Origin of the sequence: Sciscionella marina DSM 45152 (genome assembly GCF_000379465.1) — a bacterium.
GTDB lineage: Bacteria > Actinomycetota > Actinomycetes > Mycobacteriales > Pseudonocardiaceae > Sciscionella > Sciscionella marina.
The window spans coordinates 129,559-145,255 of record NZ_KB905380.1; the positions used below are offsets into that span (position 1 = coordinate 129,559).

15 protein-coding genes are annotated in these 15,697 nt (G+C 68.9%); 5 read left to right on the forward strand and 10 right to left on the reverse strand.

The annotated features are described in order from the left end of the window. Positions 1 to 14 precede the first annotated feature (14 nt). Positions 15 to 695, forward strand: coding sequence for a GntR family transcriptional regulator (locus A37U_RS0100550; protein WP_020494644.1), 681 nt, complete (start codon positions 15 to 17; stop codon positions 693 to 695). Here A37U_RS0100550 and A37U_RS0100555 read toward each other — a convergent pair. Then, positions 692 to 2,047 (reverse strand): MFS transporter, encoded by a 1,356-nt coding sequence (locus A37U_RS0100555; RefSeq protein WP_020494645.1) that lies wholly within the window; start codon positions 2,045 to 2,047, stop codon positions 692 to 694. The two genes, A37U_RS0100550 and A37U_RS0100555, sit on opposite strands and share 4 nt — an antisense overlap. Before the next feature lie 171 nt (positions 2,048 to 2,218). Then, positions 2,219 to 3,235 (reverse strand): adenosine deaminase, encoded by a 1,017-nt coding sequence (locus tag A37U_RS0100560; RefSeq protein WP_020494646.1) that lies wholly within the window; start codon positions 3,233 to 3,235, stop codon positions 2,219 to 2,221. A gap of 110 nt (positions 3,236 to 3,345) precedes the next feature. Between A37U_RS0100560 and A37U_RS0100565 the strand changes: the two genes are divergently transcribed. Beyond that, the gene (locus tag A37U_RS0100565; protein ID WP_020494647.1) at positions 3,346 to 3,684 is read left to right on the forward strand and encodes a cupin domain-containing protein; all 339 of its coding nucleotides are present in this window, start codon (positions 3,346 to 3,348) and stop codon (positions 3,682 to 3,684) included. A gap of 10 nt (positions 3,685 to 3,694) precedes the next feature. On the opposite strand, the gene A37U_RS0100570 is transcribed toward A37U_RS0100565, so the two are convergent. Further along, positions 3,695 to 4,234 carry an AAA family ATPase gene (locus tag A37U_RS0100570; protein ID WP_020494648.1) on the reverse strand — a complete coding sequence of 180 codons (540 nt, stop codon included), beginning with the start codon at positions 4,232 to 4,234 and terminating at the stop codon, positions 3,695 to 3,697. 82 nt (positions 4,235 to 4,316) lie between these two features. Here A37U_RS0100570 and A37U_RS41800 point away from each other — a divergent pair, with 82 nt between their 5' ends. Next, positions 4,317 to 5,018, forward strand: coding sequence for a M50 family metallopeptidase (locus tag A37U_RS41800; protein WP_020494649.1), 702 nt, complete (start codon positions 4,317 to 4,319; stop codon positions 5,016 to 5,018). Positions 5,019 to 5,021: 3 nt separating this feature from the next. Here A37U_RS41800 and A37U_RS0100580 read toward each other — a convergent pair whose 3' ends face one another. From A37U_RS0100580 to A37U_RS0100595, 4 genes are all read right to left on the reverse strand, one after another. Next, positions 5,022 to 6,839 carry a glycoside hydrolase family 2 protein gene (locus tag A37U_RS0100580; protein WP_020494650.1) on the reverse strand — a complete coding sequence of 606 codons (1,818 nt, stop codon included), beginning with the start codon at positions 6,837 to 6,839 and terminating at the stop codon, positions 5,022 to 5,024. Between the two features lie 8 nt (positions 6,840 to 6,847). Next, positions 6,848 to 7,861 carry a LacI family DNA-binding transcriptional regulator gene (locus tag A37U_RS0100585; RefSeq protein WP_020494651.1) on the reverse strand — a complete coding sequence of 338 codons (1,014 nt, stop codon included), beginning with the start codon at positions 7,859 to 7,861 and terminating at the stop codon, positions 6,848 to 6,850. A 263-nt stretch (positions 7,862 to 8,124) separates the two neighbouring features. Then, the gene (locus A37U_RS0100590) at positions 8,125 to 8,826 is read right to left on the reverse strand and encodes a GNAT family N-acetyltransferase (RefSeq protein ID WP_040586517.1); all 702 of its coding nucleotides are present in this window, start codon (positions 8,824 to 8,826) and stop codon (positions 8,125 to 8,127) included. Between the two features lie 90 nt (positions 8,827 to 8,916). Next, positions 8,917 to 9,753 carry a glycoside hydrolase family 16 protein gene (locus A37U_RS0100595; protein ID WP_020494653.1) on the reverse strand — a complete coding sequence of 279 codons (837 nt, stop codon included), beginning with the start codon at positions 9,751 to 9,753 and terminating at the stop codon, positions 8,917 to 8,919. Positions 9,754 to 9,908: 155 nt separating this feature from the next. Here A37U_RS0100595 and A37U_RS0100600 point away from each other — a divergent pair, with 155 nt between their 5' ends. Further along, positions 9,909 to 10,871: an alcohol dehydrogenase catalytic domain-containing protein gene (locus tag A37U_RS0100600; protein ID WP_020494654.1), complete on the forward strand. Its 963-nt coding sequence runs from the start codon at positions 9,909 to 9,911 to the stop codon at positions 10,869 to 10,871. Positions 10,872 to 10,904: 33 nt separating this feature from the next. Then, positions 10,905 to 11,816, forward strand: coding sequence for an NADP-dependent oxidoreductase (locus A37U_RS0100605; RefSeq protein WP_020494655.1), 912 nt, complete (start codon positions 10,905 to 10,907; stop codon positions 11,814 to 11,816). A 10-nt stretch (positions 11,817 to 11,826) separates the two neighbouring features. Here the strand turns inward: A37U_RS0100605 and A37U_RS0100610 are convergent, their stop codons facing one another. Genes A37U_RS0100610 through A37U_RS41805 form a run of 3 tightly spaced genes read right to left on the reverse strand, consistent with a single transcriptional unit; the run spans position 11,827 to position 15,697 of the window. Continuing rightward, a complete protein-coding gene (locus tag A37U_RS0100610) occupies positions 11,827 to 12,747 on the reverse strand; it encodes an alpha/beta fold hydrolase (RefSeq protein WP_020494656.1) in 921 nt (306 codons plus the stop codon). Continuing rightward, a complete protein-coding gene (locus A37U_RS0100615) occupies positions 12,744 to 13,805 on the reverse strand; it encodes a tartrate dehydrogenase (protein WP_020494657.1) in 1,062 nt (353 codons plus the stop codon). Before A37U_RS0100615 ends, A37U_RS0100610 begins: the two co-directional genes overlap by 4 nt. Positions 13,806 to 13,864: 59 nt before the next feature. Beyond that, positions 13,865 to 15,697 (reverse strand): alpha/beta hydrolase family protein, encoded by a 1,833-nt coding sequence (locus tag A37U_RS41805; protein WP_020494658.1) that lies wholly within the window; start codon positions 15,695 to 15,697, stop codon positions 13,865 to 13,867.

A 15,697-nucleotide genomic window follows, 5' to 3' on the forward strand; every position in this document is an offset into this window, starting at 1 on the left:
CGAAACGAGGAGCCATGACCACCGAGGTACCGGCCAACAGCAAGTCCCAACTGGCCTACGAGTGGCTCCGCGATCGCATCGTCTCGCACCGCTTCACTCCCGGCTACCGTCTCGTGCTGAGCCAGATCGCGGGCGAACTCGGCATCAGCACGGTGCCGGTCCGGGAAGCCATCCGCCGCCTCGAAGCCGAGGGGCTGGTGACCTTCGAGAAGAACATCGGCGCCCAGGTCGCCCTGGTGGACGAGGGCGAGTACGTGACGACGATGCAGACCCTCGCGGTCGTGGAGGGCGCGGCGACCGGATTCTCCGCGCCGTTGCTCACCAAGGAGGACCTCGCCCGGGCGCACGCGGTGAACAAGCGGTTGCGGGACAGCCTCGAGCATTTCGACCCGCGCCGGTTCACCGAACTCAATGAGGAGTTCCATGCGATCCTGTTCGGCCGCTGCCCGAACGAGCACATCACCGATCTGGTGCGGCGCGGCTGGAGCAGGCTGCGGATGCTGCGCGACTCCACGTTCAGCTTCGTGCCCGGCAGGGCGGTGGAATCGGTCGCCGAGCACGAGCACATCGTCGAGCTGATCGCCGACGGTGCCGATCCCATCGAGGTGGAGCTCGCCGCCCGCAGGCACCGCACCGCGACCCTGGACGCCTTCCTGCGGTTCCAGCACGACCACGGCTCGGGGCGGTCCGGCTAGCGCCCGATCGCGGAACGGCCGCGGACCGCCCCGCTCGCCTGCTCCGCCTCGTTGTCCGGGCCAAGGTCGATTCCCGACCGGTCGCGCAACAACAGCGTGGCGATCAGCGCGAGCACCGCCATCCCGGCGAGATAGACACCCACCGAGACCGTGGTTCCGGTCGCCTGCACCAGTGCGGTGGCGATGGTCGGCGCGAACGCGCCACCGATGATCGCGCCGAGCGCGTAGGCGATGGACACCCCGGAGAACCGGACCGAGGCCGGGAAGAGCTCGGCGAAAAACGCCGCCTGTGGCCCGTAGGTCAGCCCGATGCCGACGGTGAACAGGCAGAGACCGCAGAACAGCAACCAGATGTTCCCCGTGTCGACCAGAGCGAACATCGGAAATACCGTGGCGAGAAGGAAAAACCAGCCGAGGATGTAGACGTTCCTTCTGCCGAACCGGTCCGATGCCACCCCGCCCGCCCAGGTCGTCAGCAGCCACAGCGCGGCCGCCGCGGTCACCGCGAGCAGCACCGGTCCCCGCGCCAGCCGCACCGGTCCGTCCGGATCGGTGGCGTAGTTCTGGATGTAGCCACCGGTGGTCATGTAACCGGCCGCGTTGTTCCCCGCGAAGGTGAATGCGGCGAGCAGCACCAGCGGCGCGTGCCTGCGGAACAGGGTGATGATCGGAACCGAGGCCTGCTGGCGCCGTTGCGCGATCTCCGCGAACACCGGGCTCTCCTGCACGGTGCGCCGGACCAGATAACCGAACAGCACCAATACGAAACTGAGCAGGAACGGGATCCGCCAACCCCAGGCCGTAAACGCGTCCCCGGGGGCGAGCACCCCCATCAGCGCGAGCATCCCGTTGGCCAGCAACAGCCCGATCGGCACCCCCATCTGCGGGAAGGCACCGGTGCGCCCACGACGTTCCGGGGCCGCGTGCTCGACCGCGAGCAGCACGGCACCGCCCCATTCCCCGCCCGCCGAGACGCCCTGCAGAATTCGCAGCAGCACCAACAGGATCGGCGCGGCGATGCCCATCGAGGCATACGAGGGCAGCAGCCCGATCAGCGTGGTCGCCCCGCCCATCCCGATCAGCGTGGTGACCAGTACCGCGCGCCTGCCGAGCCGGTCACCGAAGTGCCCGGCGAGAAACGCGCCGAGCGGCCGGAACAGGAAGCTGATGCCGACCGTGGCGAACGAGAGCACGATACCGATGCTTGGTCCGGCGGGGGCGAAGAACGCCTGCTTGAAAACCAGGCCCGCGGCACTGGCGTAGAGGAAGAAGTCGTACCACTCGACGGTGGTGCCGACCACCGTGGCGATGGCGACCCGCCGTTCGGCGCGCCGGCCGGCAAGCTGGGACATGTCCAGACTCCCTTGTCCGATAACTGCGTCGAAACCCTGCGCGCAGCGGGAGGGCTACCCCAGAGCCGTCACGCCGAACCGGGCAGCTGATCGCCAGATCGTATATGAAACCGTACACGACGGCTAGTCCGAGAGGGGAGGGTCAACCCGGTTCCGGCTCGGCGGGACGGACTACGGTGTCAGTTCGGCGAGCAACTCCGCTCGCGCGGACTCCCCGAGAAAGCTGGCCCGCAGCGAATTCGCCGCGAGCTCGCGCAGCTGTGTCCCGGTGAGGTCGAACGCCGCATCGACCGCGGTGAAGTTCTCCGCGACGTAGCCGCCGAAATACGCGGGGTCATCCGAGTTGAGAGTGACCATCAGTCCCTCGTCCAGCATCCGCGGCAGGGGGTGCGCGGCAAGGTCCGGCACGCAGCCGAGCCGCACGTTCGACAGCGGGCACACCGTCAGCGGGGTCCGCTCCGCGCGCAGCCGGGCCACCAGACCGGCGTCCTCGAGCGCCCGGATACCGTGGTCGATCCGTTCCACACCAAGGGAATCCAGCGCCTCACGGACATAGCTCGGCGGTCCCTCCTCACCGGCGTGCGCCACGGTACGCAGGCCGAGCGCGCGGGCCCGTTCGAACACCGGGGCGAAGTCCTGCGGCGGGTGATCGACCTCGGCGGAATCCAGGCCCACGCCGATGATCCGGTCCAGCATGGGCTCGGCGAGCCGCAGCGTCTGCTCGGCCGCCGCGACGGGCTGGTCGCGCAGGAAACACAGGATCAGCTCGGCCGAGACCTCGGGAACCGATTCGAGTGCCTGCACCAGCCCGTCGACCACGGTGCGCAGCGGGACACCACGGGAGGTGTGCGCCTGCGGGTCGAAGAAGATCTCCGCGCGCCGTACCCCTTGGGCCACACAGCGCCGCAGGTAGGCCGTGGCCAGCTCACGGAAATCCCGCTCGGTGCGCAGCACGGCCATGTTCGCGTAGTACACCTCGAGAAAGGAGCCGAGATCGGTGAAACGGTACCGGTCCCGCAGCTCCGCCACCGAACCATAGGGCAGGGCGATCTCGTTGCGCCGGGCGAATTCGAACACCATCTCGGGTTCGAAGGTGCCCTCGATGTGCACATGCAGTTCGGCTTTCGGCAAGGCGGAGCAATCGAGCACGCCGCGGCCATCCCCTCGTATCGGCTTCCACAGGTCCACCGGTGAGCATGCCAGACCGGTTCCGTGCCGGTATTTCGCCCGTGTTGCGGCGCGGGAGAAGAATGGCATGCTGAGAGCAGCTGTCCGCCCTGTGGTTGGGAGCGCAACCGATGACTCACCATCCGGCCGTCACCGCCGTCGGCACCCTCGCACCGGCCATACTCGCGGAGGCCCACCAGCATCCCGCCCGGCGCGCGGCGCGCACCCTGGTCTCCGGGACCGCGCAACGCGCCACGCTCATCGCCCTGCTGGAGGGAGAGGAGCTGAACGAGCACGATTCGCCGATCGCCGCGACCCTCTATGTGGTGACCGGAACCGTACGGCTGCACACCCGTGAGGACGCCTGGGTCCTCGAGAACGGGCACCTCGCGGCCATCCCGCCGCAGCGGCACGGGCTCACCGCCCTCACCGACGCCGCGGTGCTGCTCACCGTCGCACTGCACCAGTGACCGAACCCGCTCAGCGCGCCGGTTCGGTGTCCAGCCACCGGGTCACGGAGTCCGCCAGTTCGGTGACCGGATCCCGGCTCTGGAGCCGGAACACCGGGCAGGGAACTCGAGCCAGCCACTGTTCGTGCCCGGCCAGATTGCGCCCGGCGAAACCGGGATCGTCGTAGCCGCGTGCCCAGTCGAGGAACTCCCGGGAAGCCTTCGTGTCCGCGCCGCCGTACCGGATCGTTTCCCGTTCGGTCAGCCTGCGCATCCGGATCTCCGGCGCCAGGGTCAGGAACACCACGGCGTCGAGCATCGGGATCAGCGAATCACCCCAGCCCATCAGGGATCCGGACAGGACCCAGGAGGCGCGCGGCAGAAAAACCGCCCGCATCAGCTCGACCCGCTCGGTTTCCGGGCGTTTCCGCGTGAACGGCGGATCCGTGGGAATCCAGAAGTAGTCGTCGGCATCGGCGTGCGGCACTTCCCAATCCGCTGCGAGCTCCCGGCCGAGGGTGGTGGTACCCGAACCGCTGGCGCCGGTGACGAGTACTCGGCGCGTGGTCACGTGCTGTCCCTCTCGGCTCGTCGAAGCGAATCTCCCGAAGGTGCACCCTAGCCTGTCCTGGCCCATCTGATAGACAACGGCCATGCTCGACGTCGCCGCCCGGATCACGGCCGTCTCCCCCGCACCGGAGGTCCCGGTCGTCGCGGCGACCGCCGCGATCGCGCTCGTGGTCGCCTGGCCGCGATCGCGTTGGCTGCAGATGATCAACGTGCTCGGTACGCTCACGCACGAGTTCGGGCACGCCGCCCTCGCCGTGCTCAGTGGTGGCGGCGTGCAGCACATTCAGCTGACCGGCAGCAAGAGCGGCCACACCCGGCATGTCCCGAGCGGCGGCTTCGCGCACGCCCTCACCGCCTTCGCCGGGTACTGCTTCCCGCCATTGCTCGGGCTCGGCGCCGCGCAACTGCTCGCCACCGGGCACGCGGCCTGGGCGCTCACCGGTGGCTTCGCGCTGTGCCTGCTCGTGCTGGCCGCCGCACAGGGCACCCGAACCGTGGTCACCGTGCTGCTCATCGGTGCGCTGTTCGCGATCGTGGTGTTGTTCGCCTGGTCCTGGCTCATCGTGGCGCTCGCCTATCTGGTTGCCTGGCTGCTGATCGCGACCGGCTTCGAGGGCGTGCTGATGGATGTGCTGGTGCCACGGATACTGTCCAGGGCCATGAAACGCGATGACGCGGACACGCTCGCCGGGCTCACCCGGGTTCCCGCGTTCGTCTGGGGACTCGCCTGGCTGGCGCTTGCGGGCTGGTGCACCTGGCAGGGCGCGATCCGGCTGTGGCCCTAGGGTTCAGGACTCCGGTCGTGGCGATTTCACCGCCTCCGCCAGTTCCTCCTGCGGCGTGGACCGCGCCGCCCTGGTGTTGATCGCGCGCAGGGCCGCCGCGTCGAGTTTGGCCGAGCGGTCCGCGCGCAGCAGACCGTTCGTTTCCTGCTCGGTATCGGTGAACTGGGTGTAGCAGAACCCGGCCACCTCCGGGCTGTCCAGCAGAGCCTCGGTCAGTTCGCGGTAGCGGGCGAGGAATTCCTCGGGCGAGTCCACCGTGCCGTAGCCGAACCACTCTTCCCCCGCGTTCGGCACATAGCTGAGGCCGCCGTATTCGGTCAGCATCACCGGCCGCCGAGTTCCCCCGATCTCCCCGAGATGCACCCGCCGCGGTCCCGGTTGTCCGTCCCGGAGCACGGATGCGACGGCCTCGGCGGTCCCGTAGCGTTCCCGCAGCGAGGCCCCGGAGGGCGCGTAATCGTGGATGCTCCAGATATCGCTTTTCGGGTGTTCCCAGCCATCGTTGGAGATCACCGGCCGGGTCGGGTCGAGCGATCTGGTCAGGTGGTACAGGGAAAGGGCATGCTCCCGCTGCGCCGGATCGCTCGCGATCGCGGGCACTCCCCAGCTCTCGTTCAACGCGACCCAGGTGACGACGCACGGGTGACTGGCATCCCGGCGCACCACCTCCGACCACTCGCGGGTCGTCCGGACCACGGTCTCCTGGTCGAAGACGAACGCGCTCGGCATCTCGTCCCACACGAGCAGGCCCAGCCGGTCGCACCAGTACAGGAACCGCGGATCCTCCGTTTTCTGGTGGATCCGTACGCCGTTGAAACCGAGCGATTTGATCAGTTCCACCTCACGGCGCAGCGCGTCCTCGCTCGGGGCGGCGAGATGGGATTCCGGCCAGTATCCCTGTTCCAGCACCATCCGCAGGAAATACGGCCGCCCATTGAGCAGGAATCGCCGCTCGTCGACGCCCACATCGCGCAGCCCCGCGTAGCTGCCCGCTTCGTCGAGCACCCGCTGCCCCGCGCAGAGCGTCAGCTCCACGGTCAGCAGGGTCGGCCGCTCGGGTGTCCACAAGAGACGGTCCCGGTCCTCACCGATGCGTGCGGCACTCAGCACGATCGCGCGCTCGACGGTGTCACCGGTGACGCCGTAGCTGTCCTCGGCGAGGGTCTCCCCTTCGAGGCTGACCCGCACCCGCAGATTCAGTGGTTCCCCGGTGTTCCCGGCGATCCGGGCCCGCAGTCCGAGGCTGCCGCGCGCCGCGTCCGGGATCCAGTGCACCGACTCGATGTGCCGCTGCGCCACGGGTTCGAGCCAGACGGGCTGCCAGATCCCGGTCGTACGGTGATACCAGATGCCCTGCGGATGCTTGCCCCAGTACTGTTTCCCGCGCGGCTGACTCGCATCCGCCGGCTGGTCCTCGGCACGCACCACGAGCACGTGCTCCGCGGTGTCCTCGCGCAGTGCCGCGGTGATGTCGGCGCCGAACGGGGTGTGGCCGCCTTCGTGCTCGGCCACCAGCCGGCCGTCCACCCACACCGTGGCGCGGTAGTCCACGGCACCGAAATGCAGCAGCCACCGCCGGTCCGGTTCACCCTCGGGCAGGGTGAACCGCCTGCGGTACCAGACGACCGGATGCGGGTCCCGGTCCCCGATGCCGCTGGCCGCGGACTCCGGCGGGAACGGAACGGTGATCCGCGCGGACAGCCCGCCGGTGCGCTCCTGCCAGCGCTCGTCCCGGCCACGATCGGCGTCGTCGTAATCGAACTCCCATTCCCCGCACAGATCGATCCACTGTTCCCGGGTCAGCTGCGGTCGCGGGTGCACTGTCGTCCTCACTCCTTGGTCCTGTTCGCCGAGGTGCTTTCCCTGATCACCAGTTCGTGCCCGGCCTGGGCGAGCACCGGTTGCCGTCCGGGTTCCGCGGTCTCGATGCGGTCCAGCAGCAGGGTGACCGCCAGCCGCGCGATCTGCGTCTTGTCCGGCGCCACGGTGGTCAGGCTCGGGGTCGCGTACCTGCCGTCCTCGATGTCGTCGAAACCCACGATCGCCACGTCCCCGGGCACCCTGCGTCCCGAGGCCAGCAGCACCCGCTGAGCGCCGAGGGCGAGCAGATCGTTGAAGCAGAACACCGCATCCGGTGGTTCGGGCAGCGCGAGCAACCGGCGCATCACCTCCGCACCGGCGGCCCTGGTGAACCCCCCGGTGACCGGCATCAGTTCCGCCTCGGCCGGGATCCCGCGAGCCGCCAGCGCCTCGCGGTAGCCGATCACCCGCTGACGCCCCGTTTCCTGGTCGTCCACGCCGATCACGGCGATCCGGTTCCTGCCCAGCTCGAGCAGATGCGTGGTGGCCTCTCGGGCCGCGGCGACGTTGTCGATCACCACGTGATCGATGGCCTTGGCATAGTCCCGCTCACCGAGCAGGACCAACGGCACCCGCCCGGTCCGGGCGAGATCCGCGCGGCGTAACGCGAGCGGGCTGAGGATGACCCCGTCGATGAGGCTCGAACTGAATCCCTGCGCGATCGTGCTCTCCATTGCCCGGTCTCCCCCGGTGTCCTCGATCAGCACCGTGACCGAGCGTTGCTTCGCCTCGGCGATCACCGAGGAGGCGAGTTCGGAGAAGTACGGGACGTTCAGATCGGGCACCGCGAAGGCGATGGTGCCGGTGCGCCCCTGCCGCAGATGCCGCGCGGAGAGGTTCGGCCGGTACCCGAGCTCTTCGATCACCTGCTGCACCCGGCTGCGCGTGTCCGGCGCGACCCGCGGTGAACCGTTGACCACATTGGACACGGTCTTCACCGAGACGGCGGCCCGCTCGGCGACATCCCTGAGCCTGACGTCCATGCCACCCTTCGATTGCGCGCGGCGTTACAACGTTGAACGTAGCTGAGCGCCGTCTGGCCGTCAAAGTATCGGCATCGCCTGGGACTGTTCGTTGCAACGTTGTACTGCGAGCGGCGCCACCGTCGAATGGTTCGCTTTCTCCCTGTCCGGCAGCTCGGCGGCGGTCGTGTCCGAGACGCTGTTCGGTCCCTGCACACCACCGAGCGGAGCGGAGCCGACCGCGCGGGCTCGCGGAGTACCGCGGCGGCTGTGATCCGGCCGGATCAGGCCGGACCCAACGAGGATCGCTGGCGGCCCTCCCCGGTGAAGTTCTCCGGACGCAGCCAGGCCTCGAATCGGTCCCGGATGCCCGGCCATTCACTGTCGATCATCGAGTACCAGGCGGTGTCCCGGTTGCGCCCCTTGACCACGACCGCCTGGCGGAAGGTGCCCTCGTAGGAGAATCCGAGCCGCTGCGCCGCGGCACGGGACGCGGCATTGAGCGCATCGCACTTCCATTCGAACCGCCGGTAACCCAGCTCCTCGAACACGTGCGCGGCGAGCAGGTACTGCGCCTCGGTCGCGGCACGATGCCGTTGCAGCAACGGGGAATAGTGCACGTGGCCGACTTCGATCACGCCGAACTCGGGCTGGATCCGCAACAGGCCCAGCACGCCGACCGCGCGCACCTCCGGCCGCTCGGTGGACACGATCGCGTAGAACCTCGGATCCTCGCCGTCCTGAACGCCCTCCACCCACCGCCGATAGTCGGCGAGGGTGCCGAACGGGCCGTAGGGCAGGTAGGTCCAGCTCTCCCCCGTCGTGTCGTGCCGATCCGCCTCGAACAGTTCCTCCGCATGCCGGGATGAGTCCAGCCGTTCCAGGCGGCAGTAGCGGCCCTTGAGGACCGGGGCGGACGGCGCGAGGCGCGGTGCCCAGCCGGAAAGGAGCTGCCCCACCGGCTGGCCGAGTTCGTTGTCAGGCATGCTCCCGATACTCACACTCCGGAATGGCCGCCCCGAAGATCCATTCTCCGGGAAATCCGGAAGGCCATTGAGATCCCCAAGGCCATTGGCTCAGCTCACATGCACGTAGTCGACGACCAGCTGTTGCGGGAACCGGGTGTTCGCGTCCGGATCTCCTGGCCAGTCACCGCCCACGGCCAGGTTCAGGATCAAGTAGAAGGGATGATCGAAGACCCACCGGTTGCCGCCTGCGTCGGCCTTGGTTTTCGTGGCATAGACCTTGCCGTCCACGGAGAACTTGACCGCGTCCGGGGACCAGTCCGCCGCGAAGGTATGGAAATCGTCGGCGAACGCCTGACCGTTCGGCAGCGAGTAGGTGCTGGTGAGTCCCTTGTCCCCGGAGTACCCCGGGCCGTGCAGGGTGCCGTGCACCGAGCCGGGTTCGAAGCCCACGTTCTCCATCACGTCGATCTCGCCGCAGTTCGGCCAGCCCGCCGAACCGATGTCCTCGCCGAGCATCCAGAACGCGGGCCACATTCCTTGCCCCCTCGGCAGTTTCATCCGCGCCTCGGCATGCCCGTATTTCATGGTGAACTTGCCCGCGGTGTTCAGCCGGGCCGAGGTGTACTGGCAGGCGCCGTACCAGCACTGGTATCCGCCCGGATTCTCCTTCTTGGCGGTGATCACCAGGTTCCCCTTGCCGTCCAGGGCCGCGTTGGCAGTGCCGGACGTGTACCACTGCCGTTCGTGGTTGTCGACTCCGTCCCCGGTCTCGTTCTGCCACTTCGCACCGTCCGCGCCCGCCCCGGCCGGTCCGTCGAAGTCGTCGGTGAAGCCCGCCCGCGCCTGCTGGGCCGAGGGAGTCGCTTGCGCGATGGGCACCGTGATACCGGTAGCCGCCAACACGAGCGCTACCGCCAGTCCGTAGGTCCGTCGGCCGAATGACATCGTTGTCTCCTCTCGCCACGGGGCACCCCGGTGATCCGGCATCCGGGTACTACGACGGTAGGGAATTCCGGCTCGTACGAGTCCCGCCAAAAGGTGTAAAGATTTCATGTTAAGTCGGCACGGAGCCCGTTTCCCGAGGGCGGTAATCTCCGGCTGTGCGTGCAGTGGTGATCGACTCGAACGGGCAGTTCCGGTTGATGCAGCGATCGGATCCGGTTCCGGGACCGGGGGAAGTCCTGCTGCGGATCAGGGCGGCCGGGCTGAATGCCGCCGATCTGCAGCAGGCGCGCGGGGACTATCCGGCGCCGCCCGGCTGGCCCGCCGATGTGCCCGGCCTCGAGGTGGCCGGTGCGGTCGAGGCGATCGGCGGCGCCGTCTCCGGGGTCGGCGTGGGAGACCGGGTGATGGCGCTGGTCGGCGGTGGCGGGCACGCCGAGCGGATCACCGTCCCCGCCGAACTGCTGCTCCCGGTTCCGCCCGCCCTGTCCTGGGTCGAGGCCGCGGGTTTCCCGGAGGCTTTCAGCATCGCCTGGGAGAGCCTGGTCGAGCTGGCCGAGGTGCGCGCGGGTGACCGGGTGCTGGTCACCGGAGCGGCCGGGGGCGCGGGAACCGCCATGGTGCAGGTCGCCGCGCAGTCCGGGGCGCACACCGTCGCGAGCGTGCGCCGCACCGAACTGCACGAGCGGATGCGGGCGCTCGCCCCGGACGGGACCCGGCTCGATGTCGTCACCCCGGGCGAGGAAGCGAAGCACGGCCCCTACGACGTGATCGTCGAACTCGTCGGCGGCCCGGACTGCCTGAACCGGGTCGAACTGCTGCGCCGCCGCGGCAGGATCGTCATCGTGGGTGTCCAGGCCGGGGCCACGGTCCCGCTGCGCATGTTCGACCTCATGCTCGCCCGCGGCCGGCTGATCGGGACGACCATCCGCGGCCGCGCCCCCGCCGAGAAAGCCGTTCTCGCCGCTACCATCCGGGAATCCGTCGTTCCGCTGCTCGCCCGGGAACGCCTCCGGATTCCGGTCGACACGACCTTTCCTCTCGGCGACCACGCGCACGCCTATGCCCGGCTCGGTGGTCCCGGGAAGTTCGGCAAGGTCATCCTCGTTGCAGATGAATAACCCGCATGACCATCGAATGAGATCGGAGCAACGATGAAGGCAGTCCGTTTCAGCCGGTTCGGCGGTCCGGAGGTCCTGGAACTCACGGACCTCCCCGCCCCGCATCCCGGTCCCGGCCAGGTCCGGATCGCGGTGCACGCGGCAGGTGTCAACCCGCTCGACTGGAAACTGCGCACGGGCCTGATGGGTGGCGAGCTCCCGCAGACCCTGGGCTACGAGGCCGCGGGGGTCGTCGACGAGCTCGGTGCCGGTGTCACGGATGTGGCCGTCGGCGATCGGGTGTTCGGCCTGTCCGGCGAGGGACCGGCCCAGGCCGAGTTCGCGGTGCTGTCCCACTACGCCCCGATCCCGGCCGCGATCGAGTTTCCCAGTGCCGCCGCGCTGCCCTCCGCCGTCGAGACGGCCACCCGTACCCTCGACCAGCTCGGCGTCGCCGGCGGGACCACGCTGCTTATCAACGGCGCGTCCGGAAGCGTCGGCAGCGCCGCGGTCCAGCTCGCCGTGCTGCGCGGTGCGCGGGTGATCGGCACCGCGAGCCCGGCGAACCACGAGTACATCCGCTCCCTCGGGGCGGAACCCATTGCCTACGGCGAGGGCCTCCTCGAACGGGTTCGTGCGCTCGCCCCGGACGGTGTCGGTGCCGCGCTCGATGCGGCGGGAGGCGGTGTACTCCCGGAGCTCATCGAGCTCTCCGGTGGCGCGGACCGGGTCCTGACGATCGCCGATTTCCCTGGCGCGCAAGAACATGGGGTGCGGTTCAGTACCGGGGAAACCGGCCGCGCGTTCCATGCCCTCACCGAGGTGGCTGCGCTGATCGAATCGGAGCGGTTCATCCCGTTCCCGGTCGCACGAACCTTCCCGCTCACCGAGGTCGCCGAGGCACACCGGTTCGGCGAGAACGGTCATCCGCGCGGGAAACTGGTGCTGGAGCCCGGATCCCGCTGATGCGTACCGGCTAACGCACGGTGAGGAAGGCGAGCAATCGTTCGGTGAGGTCCCCGGGCCGCTCTTCCTGGACGAGGTGCCCGCACGGCAAGGAGCTCCCGGTCACCTCGGCCGCGGACACCTCCCGCCAGGTGTCGAGCACATCGTACAACCGGCCCACGGTGCCGTGCTCGCCCCACAATGCGAGCAGCGGCCTGCGCAACAACTTCCCGCTGCGCCGGTCGGTCTCGTCGTGTTCGAGGTCGATCCCGGCCGCCGCACGGTAGTCCTCGCATACCGCGTGCACCGTGGCGGGATCCCGGTAGCAGCGCAGGTATTCCTCGACGAGCTCCGGCGCGGGCACACCCTCGGTGCCGCTCTGCCCGCGCAGATGAGAGCGCAGATATTCCTCGGTGGCACCGGCGATCATCGTCTCCGGCAGCGGGGCGGGCTGAATGAGAAAGAACCACCAGAAGTAACGGGTGGCGAACACCCGGTCGGTTCGCCGGCACATCGTGGCGGTCGGGGCGATGTCGAGCACGGCGAGCCGGCGCACGGCGTCCTCGTGATCGAGCGCCATCCGATGGGCGACCCGCGCACCCCGATCGTGCCCGGCAACCGGGAATTCGGTGTGCCCGAGCAGCCGCATCAACTCCACCTGTTCGGCGGCCATGGCACGTTTGCTGTACGGCGCATGCTCGGCATCACTGGCCGGTTTCCCGGAATCCCCGTAACCACGCAGATCCGGGGCGATCACCGTGTAGTGCCGCGCCAGCTCCGGCGCCACCTCCCGCCAGGTGGCATGGGTCTGCGGATGTCCGTGCAGCAACAGCAGCGGCGGACCGTCTCCCCCGGTCGCCACCCGGAGGGTGACGCCGGTATCCAGGGTGACGTCGAGCGCGGTGCACCCCGGAATGAACGTTTCCCGGTCAGCCCGGCGAATTCCCGTCACCGAACGGCGTCCGCGATCGCCTGCCCGCAGACCTCGGTGCTCGCCGCGCCACCGAGGTCCGGGGTGCGCAGTGCCGGATCGGCGAGGACTTCCTCGATCGCCCGCAGCACGGCCGCGCCCGCTTCCCGCCGGCCGAGATGATCGAGCAGCATCGAGGCCGCCCAGATCTGGCCGACCGGATTGGCGATGCCCTTGCCGCTGATGTCCGGGGCGGAACCGTGCACCGGCTCGAACAACGAAGGGAAACCCCGTTCCGGATTGATGTTCGCCGAGGGAGCGATGCCGATGGTGCCGGTCAGCGCGGGCCCGAGGTCGGAGAGGATGTCGCCGAACAGATTGGACGCCACCACCACATCGAAGAAGTCCGGGCGCAGCACGAACTGCGCGGCCAGATTGTCGATGTGGAACTTGTCGAAGTCCACATCCGGGTATTCGGCGGCCATCGCGGCGGCGCGTTCATCCCAGTACGGCATGGAGATGGCGATCCCGTTGGACTTCGTCGCCGAGGTCACGTGCCGCACGGCGCGGCGCCTGGCGAGCTCGAAGGCATAGCGCAGGATCCGGTCCGTGCCGATGCGGGTCAGCACGGTTTCCTGCGTGACGAACTCCCGCTCGGTTCCGGCGAAGATGCGCCCGCCGATCTGCGAGTACTCGCCCTCGGTGTTCTCCCGCACCACCACGAAGTCGATCTCCTCCGCGGTGTTCACCGGGGCGCGCACACCGGGCATGAGCTTGACCGGGCGCAGGCTGACGTACTGGTCGAACTCCCGGCGGAACTGTACGAGCGAGCCCCACAGCGAGACGTGGTCCGGCACGCTCCCCGGCCAGCCGACCGCGCCGAACAACAGTGCGTCGTGCGAACCGATCCGGTCCTTCCAGTCCCCGGGAAGCATGCTGCCGTGTTCCAGGTAGTAGTCACAGCTGGCGAACTCGAACCGGTCGAACCGCAGCGTGAACCCGTAGCGCTCCGCGGCCGTGCGCAGCACGAGTTCCCCTTGCGGTACCACCTCTTTGCCGATTCCGTCGCCGGGGATGGAAGCGATCCGGTATTCGGTCAACGTATGGTTCCTCTCTCTGCTTTCCGTTCACTGCAACGATATCCGGCGCGGCCGTGGTCTCACCGTGAGTCGGCCCACCGCCGACCGCGCAGGGTCCGTTCGGCGAGCTCGAGTTTGCGGCGGTGCGCCCGCGCGCTGGCGAGGACACTGTATTCGTATTCGTGGCCCGCCTCGAACCAGTCCAGGACCACATCGGCACCGGTGGCCGCGAGCGCGTCGGCGTATTTCTGCGCCTGACCGGACGGGGTCCGGGTGTCGTAGACCCCCTGGTTGAGCCATACCGAGCCGGTGACCCGCTCGACATAGGTGATCGGGGAATACCGTCGGATCCGGTCCTCGAACTCGTCCGGTTCACCGCCGAGCCACTGCTGCCACACGTAGTTCTGCGCCGCGTTCTGGTCGTCGTGGGCCGCTTTCCAGTCGGCCATGGCCACTTCCGCGAGCCCGCCCGCGAACAGGTGGGGCAGCCTGCCCAGCGACATCAGCGTGAGGAATCCGCCGTAGGAGGCGCCGGTGATGAACGTGGACTCCGGACGGGCCGCGCCCCGGCCGCGCAGCCAGGCGATGGCGGCCTCGACGTCCTCGAGTTCGCGTTCCCCGAGCGCCCCGAGAAACCCCTCGCGGATCCGCTGGCCGAAAGTCACCGATCCGCGATAGTTCAACGCCGCATAGGCGAACCCCGCATCGAGCCAGGATTGCGCGTCCGGCGAATACCCGTCCACGGTGACCAGATTCGGGCCGCCGTGTACGGAAAGGACGGTGCCGCGTGGTTCGGCGTGTTCCGGGAATGCCGCCCACAGTTGGAGTTTCGTACGGTCCCTGCTCGTGATCAGGTGCGAGCTGAAGCGCTGCCCGTGCGGGACCTCGGCAGGTTCGAAGAGGACCGTATGGGTGCCGTCCGCCACCCGGGTCAGATGCAGCGGCAGATCCCAGCGGGACCGCGCGAGAACCACCGAACCGTCCGGGAGGTACCAGGATCGCACAGTGAACGGGAAGGTCCCGGCCACGTCCGGTTGCATATAGCTGCCGTCCCGCGCGGCCAGCACGGTGCGCTCGCCGGATTCGATGTCGATCTCGCCGACGATGTGGATCCCGTCATCCACGTGTACCGCGAGGATCCGGCCGGTGGCGGCACACCAGTCCAGCGGCACGACCTCCCCGTCGAGTCCGGGAAGCGTGAAGTCCCGGCGTTCCCCGGTGACCGGGTTCCACAATGCGGGGCGCGCGTACCCGGTCCGTTCGGTCGTCACCAGCAGCCGTGGATCGCCGCGCCGTTCGGCGAAGCAGCTCGCCCGCACCGGTCCGTCCGGGAGGTCGTCGAGCACCGCGATCGGTTCGGCCTTCGCCACATCGATCACGGTGACCGCGGTTCGGCGGACACCGGGACCGTGATCGGTGCTGTCGATCGAGGCCAGCGTGCCATCGGCGGAGATCCGGCCCCACCACGCCTCGTGCGGCGAGGAGTAGACACATTTCGGCCGCTCCCAGGGAAACGGGATGACGATCAGGTGGAAGCCGTCCTCGTCCACCGCGGTCAGCAGTACCGCGCCGCCGTCCGCGCTGACGTCGAGGCCGCGCACCACATAGGGCGGCCGGTCCGGGGTGAGGTCGACGGATTCCCCGCCGGACACCGGGATCGCGCACAGGTGACCGAGTTCGGAACCGTTCTCGTCGTCCAGCTGGAGCAGCCATTCCCCGTCCCCGGTGAGCATCGACTCCGGGGAAACCGGGAAATCGAGTTCGGCGGGCCGCTCCCCTGTCATCAGGTCCGCGACCACACCCCTGGCGTGCTGCTCTCCCTGGTACACCAGCAATGTCCGGCCCGCGCTGCCCCGGGTCGCACGCGCGGTCAGCAGATGCGGAACCGCGAACCGGTGCGCCTGATCTGACAT